The 16,439-nt window shown below is 65.1% G+C and carries 16 protein-coding genes; 8 read left to right on the top strand and 8 right to left on the bottom strand.

The features are described 5' to 3' along the window. Positions 1 to 135 precede the first annotated feature (135 nt). A complete protein-coding gene (ald, locus tag N0D28_RS13295; protein ID WP_260559976.1) occupies positions 136 to 1,254 on the top strand; it encodes an alanine dehydrogenase in 1,119 nt (372 codons plus the stop codon). Here the strand turns inward: ald and N0D28_RS13290 are convergent. The 4 genes from N0D28_RS13290 to N0D28_RS13275 form a co-directional block, all read right to left on the bottom strand. Further along, positions 1,251 to 1,673, bottom strand: coding sequence for a carboxymuconolactone decarboxylase family protein (locus N0D28_RS13290; RefSeq protein ID WP_260559975.1), 423 nt, complete (start codon positions 1,671 to 1,673; stop codon positions 1,251 to 1,253). The genes ald and N0D28_RS13290 overlap by 4 nt on opposite strands. 70 nt (positions 1,674 to 1,743) lie before the next feature. After that, on the bottom strand, positions 1,744 to 2,235 hold the full coding sequence (locus N0D28_RS13285; protein ID WP_260559974.1) for an OmpH family outer membrane protein: 492 nt from the start codon (positions 2,233 to 2,235) through the stop codon (positions 1,744 to 1,746). A 27-nt stretch (positions 2,236 to 2,262) separates the two neighbouring features. After that, positions 2,263 to 2,754 (bottom strand): OmpH/Skp family outer membrane protein, encoded by a 492-nt coding sequence (locus N0D28_RS13280; protein ID WP_260559973.1) that lies wholly within the window; start codon positions 2,752 to 2,754, stop codon positions 2,263 to 2,265. Positions 2,755 to 2,860: 106 nt separating this feature from the next. Then, the gene (locus tag N0D28_RS13275) at positions 2,861 to 3,367 is read right to left on the bottom strand and encodes an OmpH family outer membrane protein (RefSeq protein WP_260559972.1); all 507 of its coding nucleotides are present in this window, start codon (positions 3,365 to 3,367) and stop codon (positions 2,861 to 2,863) included. A 77-nt stretch (positions 3,368 to 3,444) separates the two neighbouring features. On the opposite strand from N0D28_RS13275, the gene N0D28_RS13270 reads away from it, so the two are divergent. Further along, positions 3,445 to 4,080 carry a CBS domain-containing protein gene (locus tag N0D28_RS13270; protein ID WP_260559971.1) on the top strand — a complete coding sequence of 212 codons (636 nt, stop codon included), beginning with the start codon at positions 3,445 to 3,447 and terminating at the stop codon, positions 4,078 to 4,080. A 34-nt stretch (positions 4,081 to 4,114) separates the two neighbouring features. Here N0D28_RS13270 and N0D28_RS13265 read toward each other — a convergent pair whose 3' ends face one another. Next, the gene (locus N0D28_RS13265) at positions 4,115 to 4,834 is read right to left on the bottom strand and encodes a TrmB family transcriptional regulator (RefSeq protein ID WP_260559970.1); all 720 of its coding nucleotides are present in this window, start codon (positions 4,832 to 4,834) and stop codon (positions 4,115 to 4,117) included. A gap of 133 nt (positions 4,835 to 4,967) precedes the next feature. After that, a complete protein-coding gene (locus N0D28_RS13260) occupies positions 4,968 to 6,281 on the bottom strand; it encodes a S41 family peptidase (protein ID WP_260559969.1) in 1,314 nt (437 codons plus the stop codon). Positions 6,282 to 6,506: 225 nt separating this feature from the next. Between N0D28_RS13260 and ftsE the strand changes: the two genes are divergently transcribed. The 3 genes from ftsE (at position 6,507) to N0D28_RS13245 (ending at position 10,095) form a co-directional block, all read left to right on the top strand. Further along, on the top strand, positions 6,507 to 7,190 hold the full coding sequence (ftsE, locus tag N0D28_RS13255; protein ID WP_260559968.1) for a cell division ATP-binding protein FtsE: 684 nt from the start codon (positions 6,507 to 6,509) through the stop codon (positions 7,188 to 7,190). A gap of 286 nt (positions 7,191 to 7,476) precedes the next feature. Further along, positions 7,477 to 8,340 (top strand): cell division protein FtsX, encoded by an 864-nt coding sequence (locus N0D28_RS13250; protein ID WP_260559967.1) that lies wholly within the window; start codon positions 7,477 to 7,479, stop codon positions 8,338 to 8,340. A gap of 3 nt (positions 8,341 to 8,343) precedes the next feature. Then, positions 8,344 to 10,095, top strand: a complete 1,752-nt coding sequence (locus tag N0D28_RS13245; protein WP_260559966.1) for a peptidoglycan DD-metalloendopeptidase family protein — start codon at positions 8,344 to 8,346, stop codon at positions 10,093 to 10,095. Positions 10,096 to 10,202: 107 nt separating this feature from the next. On the opposite strand, the gene N0D28_RS13240 is transcribed toward N0D28_RS13245, so the two are convergent. After that, on the bottom strand, positions 10,203 to 10,829 hold the full coding sequence (locus N0D28_RS13240; protein ID WP_260559965.1) for a hypothetical protein: 627 nt from the start codon (positions 10,827 to 10,829) through the stop codon (positions 10,203 to 10,205). A gap of 60 nt (positions 10,830 to 10,889) precedes the next feature. Further along, complete coding sequence (locus N0D28_RS13235) at positions 10,890 to 11,849, bottom strand: D-alanine--D-alanine ligase family protein (RefSeq protein ID WP_260561907.1); 960 nt, start codon at positions 11,847 to 11,849, stop codon at positions 10,890 to 10,892. Positions 11,850 to 12,291: 442 nt separating this feature from the next. Here N0D28_RS13235 and N0D28_RS13230 point away from each other — a divergent pair, with 442 nt between their 5' ends. From N0D28_RS13230 to N0D28_RS13220, 3 genes are all read left to right on the top strand, one after another. Next, positions 12,292 to 14,028 (top strand): ABC transporter substrate-binding protein, encoded by a 1,737-nt coding sequence (locus N0D28_RS13230; RefSeq protein ID WP_376777674.1) that lies wholly within the window; start codon positions 12,292 to 12,294, stop codon positions 14,026 to 14,028. 205 nt (positions 14,029 to 14,233) lie between these two features. Beyond that, positions 14,234 to 15,262: an ABC transporter permease gene (locus N0D28_RS13225; RefSeq protein WP_260559963.1), complete on the top strand. Its 1,029-nt coding sequence runs from the start codon at positions 14,234 to 14,236 to the stop codon at positions 15,260 to 15,262. Between the two features lie 72 nt (positions 15,263 to 15,334). Further along, on the top strand, positions 15,335 to 16,345 hold the full coding sequence (locus tag N0D28_RS13220; RefSeq protein ID WP_260559962.1) for an ABC transporter permease: 1,011 nt from the start codon (positions 15,335 to 15,337) through the stop codon (positions 16,343 to 16,345). The last annotated feature ends 94 nt before the right edge of the window (positions 16,346 to 16,439 follow it).

Raw genomic sequence — 16,439 nt, 5'->3', positions numbered from 1 at the left:
GCCCAGGCGCATTGATATTGCTTGGAGGCCGCGATTTGGGCACGCTTCGGCAATCCTGTTGGCCCCGCTGAGGACTAGCATGGAGCCAAACTTCAAGGCAAACGCACCCAGAGTCGGGTGCAAAAGAGGACAACCATGCAGATCGGACTTCCCAAGGAAATCAAGGTCAAGGAAAACCGGGTGGCGCTGACGCCCGGCGGGGTGGGTACGCTGACGCGGCGCGGCCATCAGGTCATCGTGGAGCGGGGCGCGGGCGTCGGCAGCGGCATCCGCGACGACGATTACACGGCGGCAGGCGCGCAGCTTGGCAGCGCCGACGACGCCTGGGCCGCCGAGATGGTGGTCAAGGTCAAGGAGCCAATCAAGTCGGAGTACGCTTACCTGCGCCCTGATTTGCTGCTGTTTACCTACCTGCACCTGGCCGCTGACCGTGCGCTCACCGAAGCGCTGCTGGCCTCGGGTACCACCGGCATCGCCTACGAGACGGTGCAGAGTGCCGACGGCAGCCTGCCGCTGCTGATGCCGATGAGCGAGGTGGCCGGACGCCTGAGCATTCAGGCCGGGGCCTACCACCTGCAAAAGCCGCAGGGCGGGCGCGGCGTGCTGCTCGGCGGGGTGCCGGGCGTGCAGGCCGGGCACGTGGTCATCATCGGCGGCGGCGTGGTGGGCACCAACGCGGCCAAGATGGCGATGGGCCTGGGAGCCAAGGTCACCATTCTGGACGTGTCGCACCGCCGCCTGACCTACCTCGACGACGTGTTCTTCGGCAAGCTGACCACCATGATGAGTAGCGAGGCCAACATCCGCGCTCTGCTGCCGGAAACCGACCTCCTCATCGGCGGCGTGCTGATTCCCGGCGCACGCGCTCCGCACCTGGTCACCCGCGACATGCTCGCGCTGATGCAGGAAGGCAGCGTCATCGTGGACGTGGCGGTCGATCAGGGCGGCTGCGTGGAGACCATTCGCCCCACCACCTACGACGACCCGGTCTACACCGTGGAGGGCATCATCCACTACGGCGTGGCCAACATGCCCGGCGGCGTGCCGCGCACCAGCACCTTCGCGCTGACCAACCAGACGTTGCCGTTCGCGCTGCAACTGGCCGACCACGGCGTCAGTGCGCTGCTGGGCAATGAGGCGCTGAAAAAGGGCCTGAATACCATCGGCGGCAAGCTGACTTTTCAGGGTGTGGCCGACGCGCTCGAACTGCCGTTCACGCCGCCGGAAGACGCCCTCAGAATGCCGGTGGCCTAACCTTCCTCGCCCCTTACCTGCGCCGCTGCCGATTCCGGGGCGGCGCTTTTCTGGCGCTCCAGCAGACTCTGCAACTGCCCGAAGGCCGCCACCACGCGCGGAAAGCCCAGGTAGGGGGCCATGAACAGCAGCGCCTCGCGGACTTCCTGTTCGCTGGCCCCGGCCCGCATCGCGCCGCGCAGATGGGTCTTGAGTTCGGCCTCCGCGCCGAGGCTGGTCAGCAGGGCGCAGGCCAGCAGCTCCTTGGTCTTGAGATCCAGACCGGGCCGCTGGTACACCGTGTCGTAGGCAAACCCAAAGATGTACCTGGCCAGATCGGGGTCGAGCTGCGTCAGCCGGGCCTGAATGCGGTCATGCTGCTCACCGAAGATCAGGTGGCGGGCCGATGACCTGGGGTCGGTGTCGTCTGGACTGGACATGGCAGCAGTATAGAAAAGCGCTCCGCTCCCGTTGTCCGAACAGGCAGCGAAGCGCAGTTAAGCGGGAACTTTATTTCTTGACGGCCTTCTGCGCCGCCGCTGTCAGGTCGGTGGTCTGGGCATTGGCGTAAATGACGACGCTGCTGCTGGCCGCCTTACGCTTGTCGAGCACCACCGTGAAGCCCTGGGCTTTGGCCGCCGCCGCCACCGCCGCGTTGACCGATCCAGCGACGGGCGCAAATGCCTTGCGGCGCTGCACGTCGTAGTTTTGGAGGGCTGTCTGGTAAGTGGTCTGGGCCTTCTTGAGCGTCTGGAGGTCGGCGGGACTGGCCTTACCGGTGTTGACTTTGGCTTGCAGCGCCTGAATCGCCTGGCTCTGTTTGCCCAGGTCGTCGTCGGCCTTCTGATTGAGGGAAATGAAGGCCGGGCCGCCCTTACTGCTCTCGATGACCTTCTGCACGTCCACCAGCCCGACCTTCCCGGCCTTGAGGGTGGCTGCGCCTGCCAGCCCGGTGATCAGGGCGGCGGCCAGCAGGGTGGTCTGGGTAGGTGTCAGGTTCATCTTGTGACTCTTCAACTTGCCGGGCATTTACTTCTTGGCCAGGGCCGCTTTCACCGCGTCGGTCAGGTCGGTGCTGGGATCGGCGTAGACCACCAGGCCGTTGGCGGTGGCGGCGTCCATCACGACGGCCACCCCGTTGGCCTTGGCGGCGGCGCTCACGGCAGTGTCCACCTGGGCGGTGATCGGGTTGACCTTGGCCGAGATCTGGCCGTCGTACTCCTTGGCCTTGGCCTGGATGGTCGTGATCAGCTGGGCCAGCTTATCCTTGTCGGCGGGCTTGATGGCCGACCCCTGGGCCTGAAGCGCCTTGATCTGCGTGTCGAGCGGCTTGAGTTCGTCGTCAGCCTTTTTCTGGAGGGCCACCACTGCCGCGTTGTCAGGGTGGGCCTTGAGAACCTCGGCCACGTTCACGAAGGCGATCTTCTGCGGCGCGGTCTGGGCGTGGGGCGTGAGGCTGCCGAGGGCAAAACCGCCCACAAGCAGGGCGGGCATGGCGAGACTGAGCTTGAGATTGGGCATGGTCAGCAAGCTAGCATGCTCATTTTTGAGCATCGTGAACGCAAAAATCAGCGGGCCGTCAGCGTTCCAGGGGTGGCACCCGGCCCTGAATCTCCTTCCGGGTCGGCTATTTCTTGGTCATCACCGCTTTCACCGCGTCGGTCAGGTCGGTGGTGGGGTCGGCATAGACGACGATGCCGGACTGCTGGGCGGTGTTGGCGTTGAACACCACTGCGACTCCGTTGGCTTTGGCGGCGGCGGCGACAGCGGCGTTGGCCTTCCGGGTGATCGGATCGATTTTGGCATTGATCTGGGCGTCGTACTCTTTTGATTTGCTCTGGGCGGTGGCGATCAGTTGATTGAGCTTGTCCTTGTCGGCGGGGCTGATCTGACTGCCCTGCTTGAGTAGTGGCTGAATCTGGTCGTCGAGCGTCTTGAGGTCCGCGTCGCGCTTCTGGCCCAGGGCCGTCACCGCTGCGTCGTCGGGGCTGGCCTTGAGAACGTCGGCCACATTGATCAGCGCGATCTTCTGCGGCGCGCTCTGAGCGTGCGGCGCGAGGCTGCCCAGCACGACACTGCCGATCAGGAGCGCGGGAAAGAGAAGCAGGGCTGGGGTCTTCCTGGTTGGGTGCATGGCACAGAAAGTAGCATGCCGGTTGCTGAGGGCGGTGAAGGGCGCAGGGCGGCCCGGCGGGCGCTAAACTGTGAGTCATGCTGGTGCGCGACTGGATGACGCCTGACCCCCTGACCGTTTCGCCCACCACCCCGGTGATGGACGCCCTGGGCCTGCTCAAAGAGCGCGGCTTTCGGCGGCTGCCGGTGGTGGAGGGCGGGCAACTCATCGGCATCACCACCCGTAAGGACCTCAAGGACGCGCTGCCGAGCAAGGCGGCCACCCTCAGCATCTGGGAAGTTCACGCGCTGCTGAGCAAGCTGACGGTGGGGGAGATGATGGCCTGCCCGGTGATCACGGCGCAGGAGGGTGAGTATATGGAAGACGCCGCCCTGCGGATGCGCCAGCGCAGTGTGGGCGGTCTGCCGGTGCTGGATGACCGCAAGCAACTCTGCGGCGTGCTGACGGTGGGCGACGTGCTGGAAGCTTTTACCCATATTCTCGGCCAGGACGAGGGCGGCACGCGCCTGTACCTGCGGCTGCCCGACGTGCCCGGAAGCCTGGAGCGGGCCGCCCGCGCCGTGCAGCCGAGCAACATCATCTCGCTGGCGACCAGCGGAGCCGAACTGGGCGAATCGGGCGAGCGCGAGCGCACCTTCGTGGTGCGGGTGCTGGGCGAGCAGGCGGGCGGCGCACGTCAGCGCCTGCGGGAAGCGGGCTTCAAGGTGGAATAAATGCCTGAAGCGAGCGACTGAACCGGAGTCTGGCTCAGTCCTCCGCGCGGCTCTGGGGGCCCGACTCCAGAGCCGCGAGCTGACCCGGTGCGGCGTTTCTCTGTGCGGCCAGGTAAACGTAGCCCTCGATCAGATGCACGATCACCGGGTTATGGGTATGCACGCCGTGTGCCTCGCCCACCTCGCCCTCCTCGATGAAGTGGGCGATCACCGCCGCCTCACTGTCGCGGGACAGCAGGAAAGCGCTCTGCCCGTCGGCGGCCACACTGGGCAGGCCGCTCAGCGTCGTCTGCACGATCTTCACGCCCCTGGGGGTCAGACGCTCCAGGCGGCCCAGCAACTCGGCGCTGCCCGCCATCACCAGGCTGGCCCGCGCATTCAGCGTCAGGTCCTCGCACATGGACGTGATGGCCGCGTTGCCGTAGAGGTGATACACCGCTTCGGGGGCCGGGTCAGGCGCGAGGCGCGAGAGGTCGCGGTCGAGCGCGCCCAGGCGGTCATCGAACGACCTGCGGGCGCGGGCCAGGTATTCGCGGGCTGAGAGCGGCGCGTATTCCAGCGGGTTTTGCCCCACGCGGGCGGCCAGTCCGCGCCCTTCGAGGCGCTCCAGCGTTTCATAAATTTTGGGTCTGGGAATGCCCGCCTGCCGCGCTACACGGGCTGGAACGGCCCGCCCCAGGGCCAGCAAGGCTGTGTAGGCCCGGGCCTCGTATTCGGTGAGGCCCAGCGCTTGCAGGTGAATGACGGCGCTCATTTACCGTCCAGTGTACGTGATTTTGCGCGCCGCACGGCTGCACGCGGTCCGCAGCGTCAGGACCGCCGGATCAGCGCAGCAAAATGCGCCGCCCACACGTTCGGGGCGGCGCAACAAAGGATCTGTCCTGGGCTTACTTGAACTGCTTGAGGGCGGCGGCCAGTTCGGCGTCCTTGGCAGGATCGACGATGGCCACGCCCTGATCGGGATTGCTCGGCTGGGCCACGGGCGGGGCGATGTAGTTGAACTTGCCGTCCTTGTCGGCCACCACGTCCACCGGCTTGCCGCCGATATTCAGGGTGACTTTGGCCCCGGCCTTGACGCCGCTGCCGGTGAAGTTGAGCGGAATGGGGCGGCGGTTGTCGTCCACCTTGACGTCTGGCGTGATGCCCTTCTTCTGAATCTGGCGGCCATTGGGGGTCAGCCACTCGTTGGCGACGATCCGCACCTGCGCGCCGTTGACCAGTTCCACCGGGGTCTGGGCCACGCCCTTGCCGAAGCTGGTCTCACCGACGATGGTGGCCCGCTTGGTGTCCTGCAGGGCTCCGGCCACGATCTCACTGGCCGAGGCGCTGTTCTTGTTGATGAGCAGCACCAGTTGCCCGGTGTAATCGGTGGACTGGGCCTTGGCAGTGTCGTAGACGGTGGTCTTGCCCTTGTTGTCGCGCAGCGAGACGATCGGGCCCTTCTGCATGAACTGATCGGCCACGAACACGCCCGACGACAGCAGCCCACCGCCGTTGTCGCGCAGGTCGAGAATCAGTTTCTTGATGCCCTTTTTCTCCATGCCCTGCACGGCGGCGGCAAACTGCTCGTTGACCTTCTCGCTGTAGAAGGTATTGAGGGCGATGTAGCCGATGTTGCCCGGCAGGATGGTCTGCTCGACGCTGACAATCGTGACCGGCTGGCGCTCCAGCGCCACCGCGTAGGTGGACTTGCCGCGTCCGAAGGTGATGTTGACCTTGGTGCCCTTCTCGCCGCGCACCAGCCGCACCACGTCGTTGAGACTCAGGGTGGTCACGTCCTTGTCACCGATCTTGAGAAACACGTCGCCGGTCTGCACGCCGCCCTGAATGGCCGAGCCAGTCTTGAAGACGGTGTCTACCTTGGCCCCGGTCCCGTCGGGATTGGCCGCCGTGAGCTGAATGCCGATGCCGAAAAATGCGCCGCTGAGGTTTTCCTGATCGGTCTGGTTGTCCTGGGCCTCGACGTAGTACGTGAATTCGTCGTCGAGCGAGGCGATCATGCCCTTGATGGCCCCGTTCATCAGCTTGTTGTCGTCGAGCGGCCTGAGATAGAGCTGGTGCAGCGCTCCGAAGAGTTGCACGAACGCCTTGCCGTTGGTCGTCTTGACGATATCGGTGGTGCTGTAGGTCGTGAACTGCGCGTAGCCCACGGCGGCGGTGGCGGCAAGTGCGCCTGAGACGAGTAAGAGACGTTTTCTCACCCGGTCAGCATAACGGGCTGGGGTGAAGGCCGGTTAAGGAGCAGGTGACATTGATGCCGGGCCGGGCCAGGATTGGGTGCTGCGATGAGATTGGGCCACCGGCCCTCTCATGAGCGGCGCTTTGGTCACATTCATCTGCTCTTAAGCTATCCTGTGCCCGGTCATGACTTGCCTTCTTTTCTTCCTCCCTGTGCCGTGCGCCGCTTCCCGGCGTGACGGGCCACGATGATCGAATTTCGCAGCGTCAGTCTGGAATACGCCGTGACCCGCACCCTGGCCCTCGACGACGTGCATCTGTTTATCGGCAAGGGTGAGTTCGTCTATCTGGTGGGGCAAAGTGGCGCGGGCAAGAGCAGTTTCATGAACCTGATCATCAAGCGCCACCTGCCCACGCGCGGCGAGGTGCTGGTGGCCGGTGAAGCGCTCAGCCGCTACCGGGGAGCACGCACCGCCACCTTGCGCCGCCGCATCGGGATGGTCTTTCAGGACAATCTGCTGCTGCCTCACCTTAACGCGCAGGACAACGTGGCCTTTGCCCTGCGGGTCACCGGGGTGCCGAGGCGCGAGTGGGCCACGCGGGTCGGTGGGGCGCTCCGAACGGTGGGTCTGGAGCACAAGAAGCTGGCCCTGCCGCTGCAACTCTCGCAGGGTGAGCAGCAGCGGGTCGCCATCGCCCGCGCCATCGTGGGCGACCCGCCGCTGCTGCTGGCCGACGAACCCACCGGCAACCTCGACCCCGACAACAGCCGCGAAGTGCTGAAGGTGCTGCAAAACGTCAATCTGCGCGGCACCACCGTGCTGGTTGCCACCCATGCCCGCGATCTGGTCGAGACCTTTCGCCACCGCACCCTGACCCTGCGCCGGGGCAAGCTGGTGCGCGACGATCCGTACGGCGGGTACGCACTGTGAGTCGGAGTGAGTTCGTCAAGAACCAGGTGTTTTCAATTTGGGGTGTGGAAGGGCATTCGCTGCACTTGCCCACCCGTCGTGAACGGACGCCACTCTCTACCCCATCCCCAACCCTCGCCGCTCCCGCGACGCGTTCCTTTAAAGAGAGAGGGAGCTCAGTACCCCGCACCCCATCACTCTCTGGGTTGATGACCAGTCTCAAGAAGATATTGGAAACGCATTTTAAGGCTATCAAGACGGGTCACCAGATCTGGAGAGCTGAGTTTCCGCTCCAGCAGGTCAGGCCGTGAACTTTCATTTCCGCGAGGCGATGCTGCAAATGCGCGGCAATTTCACCGCGACCTTTTCCACCCTGATCACCATGACGCTGACCCTGCTGATGCTGGGCTTCGTGGTGCTGCTGACCCTCAATGTGGACCGTACCCTCTCGCAGCTCGAATCGCAGGTCGAGATCGCCGCCTTCCTGAGTGACAATGCCGATACCCAGGCGCTGACCCGGACGGTGCGCGACCAGCCGCAGGTCACCGAGGTCAAGCTGGTGGGCAAGGCGCAGGTGCTGAGCGAGATGAGCCGCGACTACCCTTACGCCGAGGAAGCGGCGACGCTGGCAGGTAATCCCTTTCCCGATACTCTGCGGCTGCGGGTGGCGCGGGTGGAAGACTCGCGGGCGGTGGCCCAGCTGGTCCGCAAGCTGCCGGGCGTCACTGATGTGGAGTACGGCGCGGGCTACGTCGACCAGACAGTCAGAACACTCAGCACCGTGCGTGGGGCCGGGTACGCGCTGGTGGGGCTGCTGCTCGTCGGCACCCTCTTTAACATTCTCAGCGCGGTGCGGGTCGCCATCTACGCCCGGCGCAACGAGATCAGCGTGATGCGCCTGCTGGGAGCCACACGGGCCTTTATCCGTGCGCCGCACCTGATCGAGGGGGTGCTGCTGGGCCTGCTGGCCGGGCTGATCGCCTCGGGCATCCTGGCTCCCAGCTACCTGGAACTCTCGCTGCGGGTGCAGGAACTCGTGCCGGTGTTGCCGATCATCACCGACCTCGCCACCATCTCGCCCGTTTTGGTGGGACTGTTGTTGCTGGGCGTGCTGGTGGGGCTGGTGGGCAGCCTGTTCGCCACCCGGCGCTACCTGCGGGAACTGGAGTAACGGGTGCCCGCTGCCCACCCCACTTCACCTGTGCGCCGCTGGGCGGCTGGCCTGCTGACACTGGGCCTGCTGGCGGGCAGCCTGGTCATGGCCCAGCAACCGTCTCAGCAACCGGCCCAATCCAAACCGACGCCAGCCAAAGCAGTCCCGGCCAAACCAGTCCAATCCAAACCGGCAGCGGTCAAACCGACTTCGCCCAAGCCCGTCCAGCCCAAACTGACCAGCACCAGTTCAGCCCAGTCGAGTTCAGGACAGTCGAGTTCAGGCCTGGCCAGCCCAGCCCAGCTCAGTCCGCCGCCACCGCCGACCAGCGTGCCCGACCCTTACAACCTGGGCCTGTCCACCACCAGCCAGAAATTGCAGCAGCTTCAGCAGCAGCTCAGCTCGCAACAGCAGCTCAGCACCGCCCAGTTGGCTCAACTCACCACCCTGCGACAAAATATCGCTTCGTTGAGCGCCCAGCAAAAAGACGTGCTGGGCCAGATCGACACGCTGGAAAACCGCATTGCGGCGCTGCAAAACCAGAAACTCAAGCTGGAGCAGTCCATCCGGGGCGCGCTGGCCGATCTGGAGCAGACCAGAGGCCAGGTGGCGCGCACCTCCGAGCGCGTCACGCGCCTGCAAGCTGATGTGCGCCAGCTTCTCGAACTGCTCTACCGCGAACGCAGCGGCCAGTACCTGCGGCTGATCAATCAAGCCAGCAGCCTGTCGGATCTGGTGATTCGCAGCCGCTACGCCAACATGGGCGGCGAGCACAACGTGGCCGTGATCGAGGACCTCAGAACCCAGCGGCGAAGCCTCCAGACCCAGCAGGCCCAGCAGAGCGCCCAGACTGCCCAGCTTCAGGACCTGCGCAGCCAGCAACTCGCCCAGCTCGCCAGGCTGCGTGACGCCCGCAGCCGCCAGCAGGCACTGGTGGCCCGACTCGAAAAGACCCAGGCAGGCAAGCAGGCGCTGGCGCTACAAACCCAGGCCCAGCAAGCCCTCACCGCCCAGAGCATCAACGATCTGGTGGGCGGCATCGTCTCCGAGCGCAGCCGCATCGAGGCCGAGCGGCGGCAGCGTATCGAGGCCGAGCGGGTGCGCCGAGCCGAGGAACTGCGCCGTATTCTGGAAGCCCAGGCGCGCGCCCGCCAGGAAGCAGCCCGGTTGGCGGCCCTGCGCGAGGCCCAGCGTCAGGAGGCGCTGCGTCAGGCCGCGCTGCAACGTGCCCAGGCCCAGGCTGCCGCTGCCGCGCAGGCGCAGGCCCGCTCTGACGCCGAGCAGCGCGCCAGCCAGCAGCGGGCCGCCGCCAACGCCCAGGAACAGAGCAGCTTGCAGTCGCGGGCCAGCCAGATCCAGGCCCAGCAGCAGCAGGCCGCCGTCGAGCTTGCGCCGCTGCCACCTGCCAGTGGGCCGCTCGGCTTTCCGCTGCCCGGCGGCGCGGTGGTCACACCATTCTCGGCCTCGGTGCCCTGGACCCTGATCAGTGGCCCGGCAGGCGCGCAGGCGGTGGCGGCCCAGGGCGGCAACGTGCTGGCCGTCACCAATTACGCCAGTCTCGGCTGGGTGGTGCTGGTCGAGCACAGCCCGGTGCTGGCGACGGCCTATATCGGTCTGGACTCGCCCAGCGTGGACGTGGGCGCGCGGGTGGCGCAGGGCCAGGCGCTCGGCACCATCGGCGGCTCCCCGGTGTTCGGCGCGGGCCGGATGGCCTTTCAGGTGAACCGCATCGCCGCCGACAACAGCCGTCAGGCGGTGCCGCCGACCTTCTGAGCCTGCTGGCAAGTTCCAGTCCAGCATTCAATCAGTCATGGCATCAGCAGGAAGTTACGCTGAACTGCTCCCGGCGTTCTTCCTGCAAGCCGCTTCCCGAGCCGACTTCAGCGGTGAACCGTCACGGTGAGCTGGCCCTCGGCGCTGCGCTTACCCTGCTGGGCAATCACGTTGAGGGTGTACTGCTGCGTGGGGGCCTTGGCCGAGGCGCTCAGGCGCAGCTTGGCCTCGGTGTTGGCGACCACACTGACCGGGTCGAGCACGGCGCTCAGCACCCCGTCCGGCACCTGAACACTGAGCTTGACCGGGCCGAGCGCTGCCACGAAACCGCCGGGCCGCGCCGTCACCTCGACGGTCTCGCCGGGATGCACCGTCACTTCCGGCAGACGGCCTCCCGAGGGCGTACCGAATACGACGTAGCCGCCCGCGCAGCCCACCGTCCGCAGCGCCGAGACGTCGCCCACCCCGAAGGCCAGCGCCGGAAACAGGGACGAGATCGCCATCCCGAAACCCAGCGCCGCCAGCCGGGGACGGCGGCCAAGCTGCGAGGTCGCCAGCGCGATGCCGCCCGGCCCCAGCAGCAGCGGCGGCAGCAGTGCCAGCACGGTATGGCCCTCGCAGGCGGGCAGCAGCGCCCGGCCCAGCGCCCGGACCAGAAAAAACAGCAACGAGCCGAGCACGAAGCCCCCCAGGGTGGCGAGTGGGGCTGAGATCGGCGGACGCAGCATGGTCATGCGGGAGAGCCTAGCGCGGCGGGTGGGGGCCGGTTGTACCTGCTTGTGGGTTTACCACGCCTAACGCTCTTCCTGCGCCAGCTCCACCAAGCGCGTCACCAGGTCGGGATAGCTCAGCCCCGCCGCTTCCCACAGCCTGGGATACATGCTGGTGGCGGTAAAGCCCGGCATGGTATTGACCTCGTTGAGCAGCAGTTCGCCGGTTTCCTCGACGTAAAAGAAGTCGATGCGGGCCAGCCCGGCGCAGTCGAGCGCCTTGAAGGCGACGAGAGCCAGTTCGCGCACCCGCGTGGCCACCTCGGAGGGCACCGGTGCGGGGATATGCATGCTGGCGCGGCCCTCGGTGTACTTGGTGTCGTAATCGTAGATCAGGCCCTCGAACCTCAGCTCGCCCACTGGACTTGCCTGGGGCGCGTCGTTGCCCAGCACCCCGACTTCCAGTTCGCGCGGTTTGTGGGCGGCGGCGGCCTCCACGATCACCCGGCGGTCCAGTGAGAAGGCCAGCGCCAGGGCGGCGCTCAGCTCGCCCGCGTGGGCCACCCGGCTGACGCCCACCGAGCTTCCCAGGTTGGCGGGCTTGACGAACTGCGGAAAGCCCAGCGCCTTCGCTTCCCTCAGGGCCGACTCGGGGTCCGCCGTCCAGGCGTGGCGGGTGATCAGGCGGTAGGCCACCTGCGGCACGCCCGCACTTTCCAGCACCTGCTTGGTCATCACCTTGTCCATGCTGGCGGCACTCCCCAGCACCCCCGACCCCACATAGGCCGCGCCGGTCAGCGTCAGTAAACCCTGCACCGTGCCGTCCTCACCGTGCGGGCCGTGCAGCAGCGGCCACACCACGTCGTAGCCCGCCACCTCGTAGGGCCGCAGTTCATTAGAACTCGGTCGCTCCGGCGTCTCGCCCCGGCCCAGCACCCGCGAAGTCTCGCCCTGGCCCAGCCAGCGGCCCCCCGCGTCGATCACCAGCGGCGTCACGTCGAAGTGCCCGGCAGGCAGAGCGGCCAGCACACTGCGGGCACTCATCAAGCTGACGGCATGTTCACCGCTCTGGCCGCCGCACAGCAGCAGCACGCGGGTCCTGGCGCGGGTCTTATCAGGGGTCGGCAAAGCGTCACGGGAAGCACTCACGCCCGGCAGTATGCCAGCTTGCTGCCGCCTGGGCAGCAGCTTTCGGGCGGGGCCGTGTTGCCGCTCCCGAGAGGTAAACCTATCATGTGTATCATGCTCCTCATACTCACCTGAACCAGCGCGAACGTGACAGAGGTTGCAAGCGTGTCAGGCGGGCATCAGCGGGGCGGGGACTTTCTCATCTTGAACTGAGTCCACCATCATGCATTCGTCTAGACCTTGGGTTATGATGCGCGGGTCTGCACCCGGTCCCTGAACATCTTCTTCACGTTGGTTTGTCCACCGCCGAAGTCAATCCCCTGTTCAGACCACCCCAGCTTCCGGAGGAATACACATGATGAAACCCAAACACGTTACCTTACTTACCGCCCTGCTGCTCGGCTCCGCCGCCCTCGCGGCCACGCCCAAGGATACGCTGGTCATTCAGCAGGCCAGCGACACGCCGACGCTCGATCCGACGGCCAACTACGACACCGCCAGCAGCAACATGGTCGAGAACATCTACGAGACGCTGTGGACTTACAAGGGCAATAGCCTGCGCGCCTTCACGCCGCTGCTGGCCACCGCTGTCCCGAGCTTCACCAACGGCGGCAAGACCCTGACGGTCAGTCTGCGTAAGAACGTCAAGTTCCAGTCCGGCAACGCGTTTACCTGCGCTGATGCCCAGTACACCTTCGAGCGCAATCTGGTGACCAACAGCGCCGAATCCGGCAACTGGTTTCTGGCTGAAGCCCTGACTGGCACCCAGGCCAATGCCAACGACGACAAGTCCGTGACCTGGGACAAGATCAGCAAGTCCGTGCAGTGCAACGCCCAGGGCCAACTGGTCTTCACGCTGCCCAAGGCCGACCCGGCGTTCCTGGCCAAGCTGGCCTTCTCGGGCCAGAGCATCCTGGATAAGCAGTGGGCCATCAAGCAGGGCGAGTGGGACGGCACCGAGAAAACCTGGAAGGACTGGGTCGGCAAAGACTTGCAGGGCAGCAACCTCTCCAAGAACCCCAGCGGCACCGGCGCTTACCAGCTCGTCAGCCGCGACGCCAACGCCATGCTGTTCAAGGCGTTCGCCGGATACTGGGGCAAAAAGCCCGCCATCCAGAACGTGATCGTGCAGAAGATTCCTGAGCTGGCGGCCCGCCAGCAGGCCTTCCTGCGCGGCGACGCCGACCTGATCGAGGCTGGCAGCCGCGCCAATATCGAGGAGCAGCTCAAGGGCAAGCCCGGCGTGGTCGTTGTGGACAACCTGCCGAACGTCGCCGCGACGGGCATCTTCATGAACGAGAATATCAAGACTGTGGACGCGCTGGGCAGCGGCAAGCTCGACGGCAACGGCATTCCCGCCAATTTCTTCAGCGACGCCAACCTGCGCCGGGGCTTTGCCTACTCGTTCAACTATGCCCAGTACATTCAGGACGTGCAGCAGGGCAAGGGCAAGCAGCGCACCATGCTGCTCCCCGATTCGTTCCCTGGCTACGACGCCAAGGTCAAGACCTACAGCTACGACGCGGCCAAGGCCAAGAGCTACTTCCAGAAAGCCTGGGGCGGCGACGTCTGGAAAAACGGCTTTATCCTGAACGCCGACTACCGCGCGGGCAGTGTGGCGGCCCAGACGGCCATGGAAATCCTCAAGAAGAACGTGGAGGCCCTGAACCCCAAGTTCAAGGTCAATCTCAAGCAAAAGCAGTGGTCGGACATGCTCAATGACTCCAAGCAGGGCAAGGAGCCGATGCTCATTATCGGCTGGGCACCCGACTACGCCGATCCTGACAACTTCATGTATACCTTCTACTCCAGTAAAGGCTACTACTTCCCGCGCAGCAACTGGAAGGACGCCGCCGTGGACAAGTGGCTCGATCAGGCCCGCGCCACTGTCAACACTGCCGAGCGCAACAAGCTCTACTCGCAGGTCGCCAACCGCGCCTACGAGCAGGCCCCCTACCTGCTGGTTCCGGCGGGTGTGAACCTCTTCGCCGTGCGCGATAACCTGGTCGGCGCGACGGCGGCCAACTACAACCCGATGCTCGGATCGAGCAGCCTGTTTAACGGCAGCGCCTGGAAAGACCTCAGTAAGAAGTAAGGCGCTTTGCCAGCTTCACGCTAAAAACTGCAAAAGGGGAGCGGACGGTGTGCAGCCGCCGCTTCCCTTTTTGATGTTTCCCGCTTTCGCTGGGCCGAACGCTGAGGTCTTCACCCTTCCGTTAGTTCCGCACACGGGCGATTCAGGCTAGGCCATTTGGCGTAAGTTAGGGGACAGATTATGAATGATTTCTCGGGGTACGGCTATGCTTAACTTCATCATCCGGCGCATTGCCCAGATTCCTCTGGTGATGCTGGCCCTCTCACTGCTGCTGTTTGTCATCATCTTTCAGCTCACGCCCGCCCAGCGTGCCGCCGGGTACATCCGCAGCGAGCAGCAGGCCGCCCAGCTCGACAACATCATCCGCCAGCGCGGCCTGGATAAGCCCTTTCCGATTCAGTACGGCAAGTGGCTGGCCTCCACCGTGCAGGGCGATCTGGGCTTCTCGCGCACCAGCAGCAAACCGGTGCTGGACACCATCGAGGAGCGGCTGCCCAGCACCATCGAACTGTCTCTGTATGCGGGCATTCCCATCGTGTTGCTGGGCATCTGGCTGGGCACCCTGTCGGCGCTCAACAAAGACAGGTTCGTGGACCAGTTTCTGAGGGTCTTCGCGGTGCTGGGCACCAGCTTGCCGAGTTTTGTGCTGGGCATCGTGCTGCTCAAGTTCCTTTACGGCTCGCTCGGCTGGCTGCCGGGACCGGGCCAGGTGGATGTGATCAACCAGTTCGCGGTGCTCGACCCCACCTTCAGGCACTACACCGGGATGCTCAGCGTTGACGCCATGCTCAATGGCCGCTGGGCGGTGGCCGGAGATGTGCTGCGCCACCTAGTGATGCCGGTACTGACCCTGGTGATCATCTTCAGCGCCAACATCCTCAAGGTGATGCGCGCCCAGATGCTCGAAACGCTGACCAGCGACTACGTGCGGACCGCCCGCGCCAAGGGCCTGGGCAGCAAGGCAGTTAACCTCAAGCACGCCCGGCGCAACGCCCTCTTGCCCATCGTCACGCTGACCGGCTTCACCGCCATCAATCTGCTGGCGGGGGCGATCATCACTGAAACCATCTTCGCCTACCCCGGTGTGGGGCAGTGGGTCGGCAGCGCAGCGCAGAACCTCGACGTCCCGGCGGTCATGGGCTTTGCGCTGCTCTCGGCCATTATCGTGGTGGGCATCAGCACCCTCACTGATCTTTTCTACGGGGTGGTGGACCCGCGTGTGCGTTTCGATTGAGCGGGCCGCTGCCCGCGCGCCAGGTCGTCAGCGCCATGAGCCAAGCTCTACTTCAATCAAGGCGGTGATCCTGTGACCACAATCCTCCCCACGTCCACCCCCGAACAAACGCCGGGACGCTTCAAGTCCTTTTTCTCATCGCGCCCGGTGGTCAAGCTGCGGCGCAACAAGCTGGCCGTCGTTGGCCTGATCATGACCTTCATCTTTCTGATGGTGGCTGTGTTTGCGCCGCTGATCGCCGCGCCCAGTCAGGCGGCGGGCGGTAACTGCCTGCGCGACCTGGGCATCACCCGGACCAGCCAGATCTACAACCCGGCGGGCGGGGCCTTCTGGAAAGCGCTGTTCACCGCCCCCGACAGCTGTTACCACACCGAGCGTGAGAGCTTCTCGCCGATTCCCACCCCGCCGGGAAGCGGAGCGTATTTCGGCACCTCGCAGGGCTACGACATCTTCTACGGCATGATCTGGGGCACCCGCGTCATGATGAAGCTGGGATTGGTCATCGTGGCAATCACCCTGCTCACCGGCATCGTCGTCGGGGCGATCAGCGGCTACTACGGCGGCTGGATCGACAACCTGATTCAGCGTTTCATCGACGTGATGCTCTCGCTGCCGAGCCTGGTGCTGACCATCGTGCTGCTGACTGTGCTGGGGCCGAGCATCAGCAGCATCATCCTGGCCTTTTGCCTGACCGGCTGGACCCAGTACGCCCGCATCGTGCGCGGCGACATTCTCAGAACCCGCAATCTGGAATTCGTGGACGCCGCCCGCAGCCTGGGCGCACGCGACTTCCGGCTGATCTTCAAGCACGTGCTGCCCAACTCGGTGGCCTCGGTGCTCACCATCGCCATTCTCGACCTCGGCACCATTCCGCTGAGCATCGCCGCGCTCTCCTTCCTGGGCATCGGCCTGCCGGTGGGCTACACCGACTGGGGCCAGTTCATGAGCTTTGCCCGCGCTTGGATGGACAACCAGTACTGGTACGTGACAGTGTTGCCTGCCACCTTCATCATTCTGTTCAGCCTCGGCTGGAACCTCTTCGGTGACGCGGTGCGCGACGCCTTCGATCCGCGCACCCGCTGAACAGCTGACCCGCTCAGATTGTCACCGATCCCCCCGTTACAGGGGGGCTTTTTCGTGTGCCAGACGGCAAATACCCACATCAAACCCAGATCAA

The organism is Deinococcus rubellus (genome assembly GCF_025244745.1).
GTDB lineage: Bacteria > Deinococcota > Deinococci > Deinococcales > Deinococcaceae > Deinococcus > Deinococcus rubellus.
The sequence above is the reverse complement of the archived record's forward strand: the minus strand, read 5'-3'. Positions and strand labels throughout refer to the sequence as shown.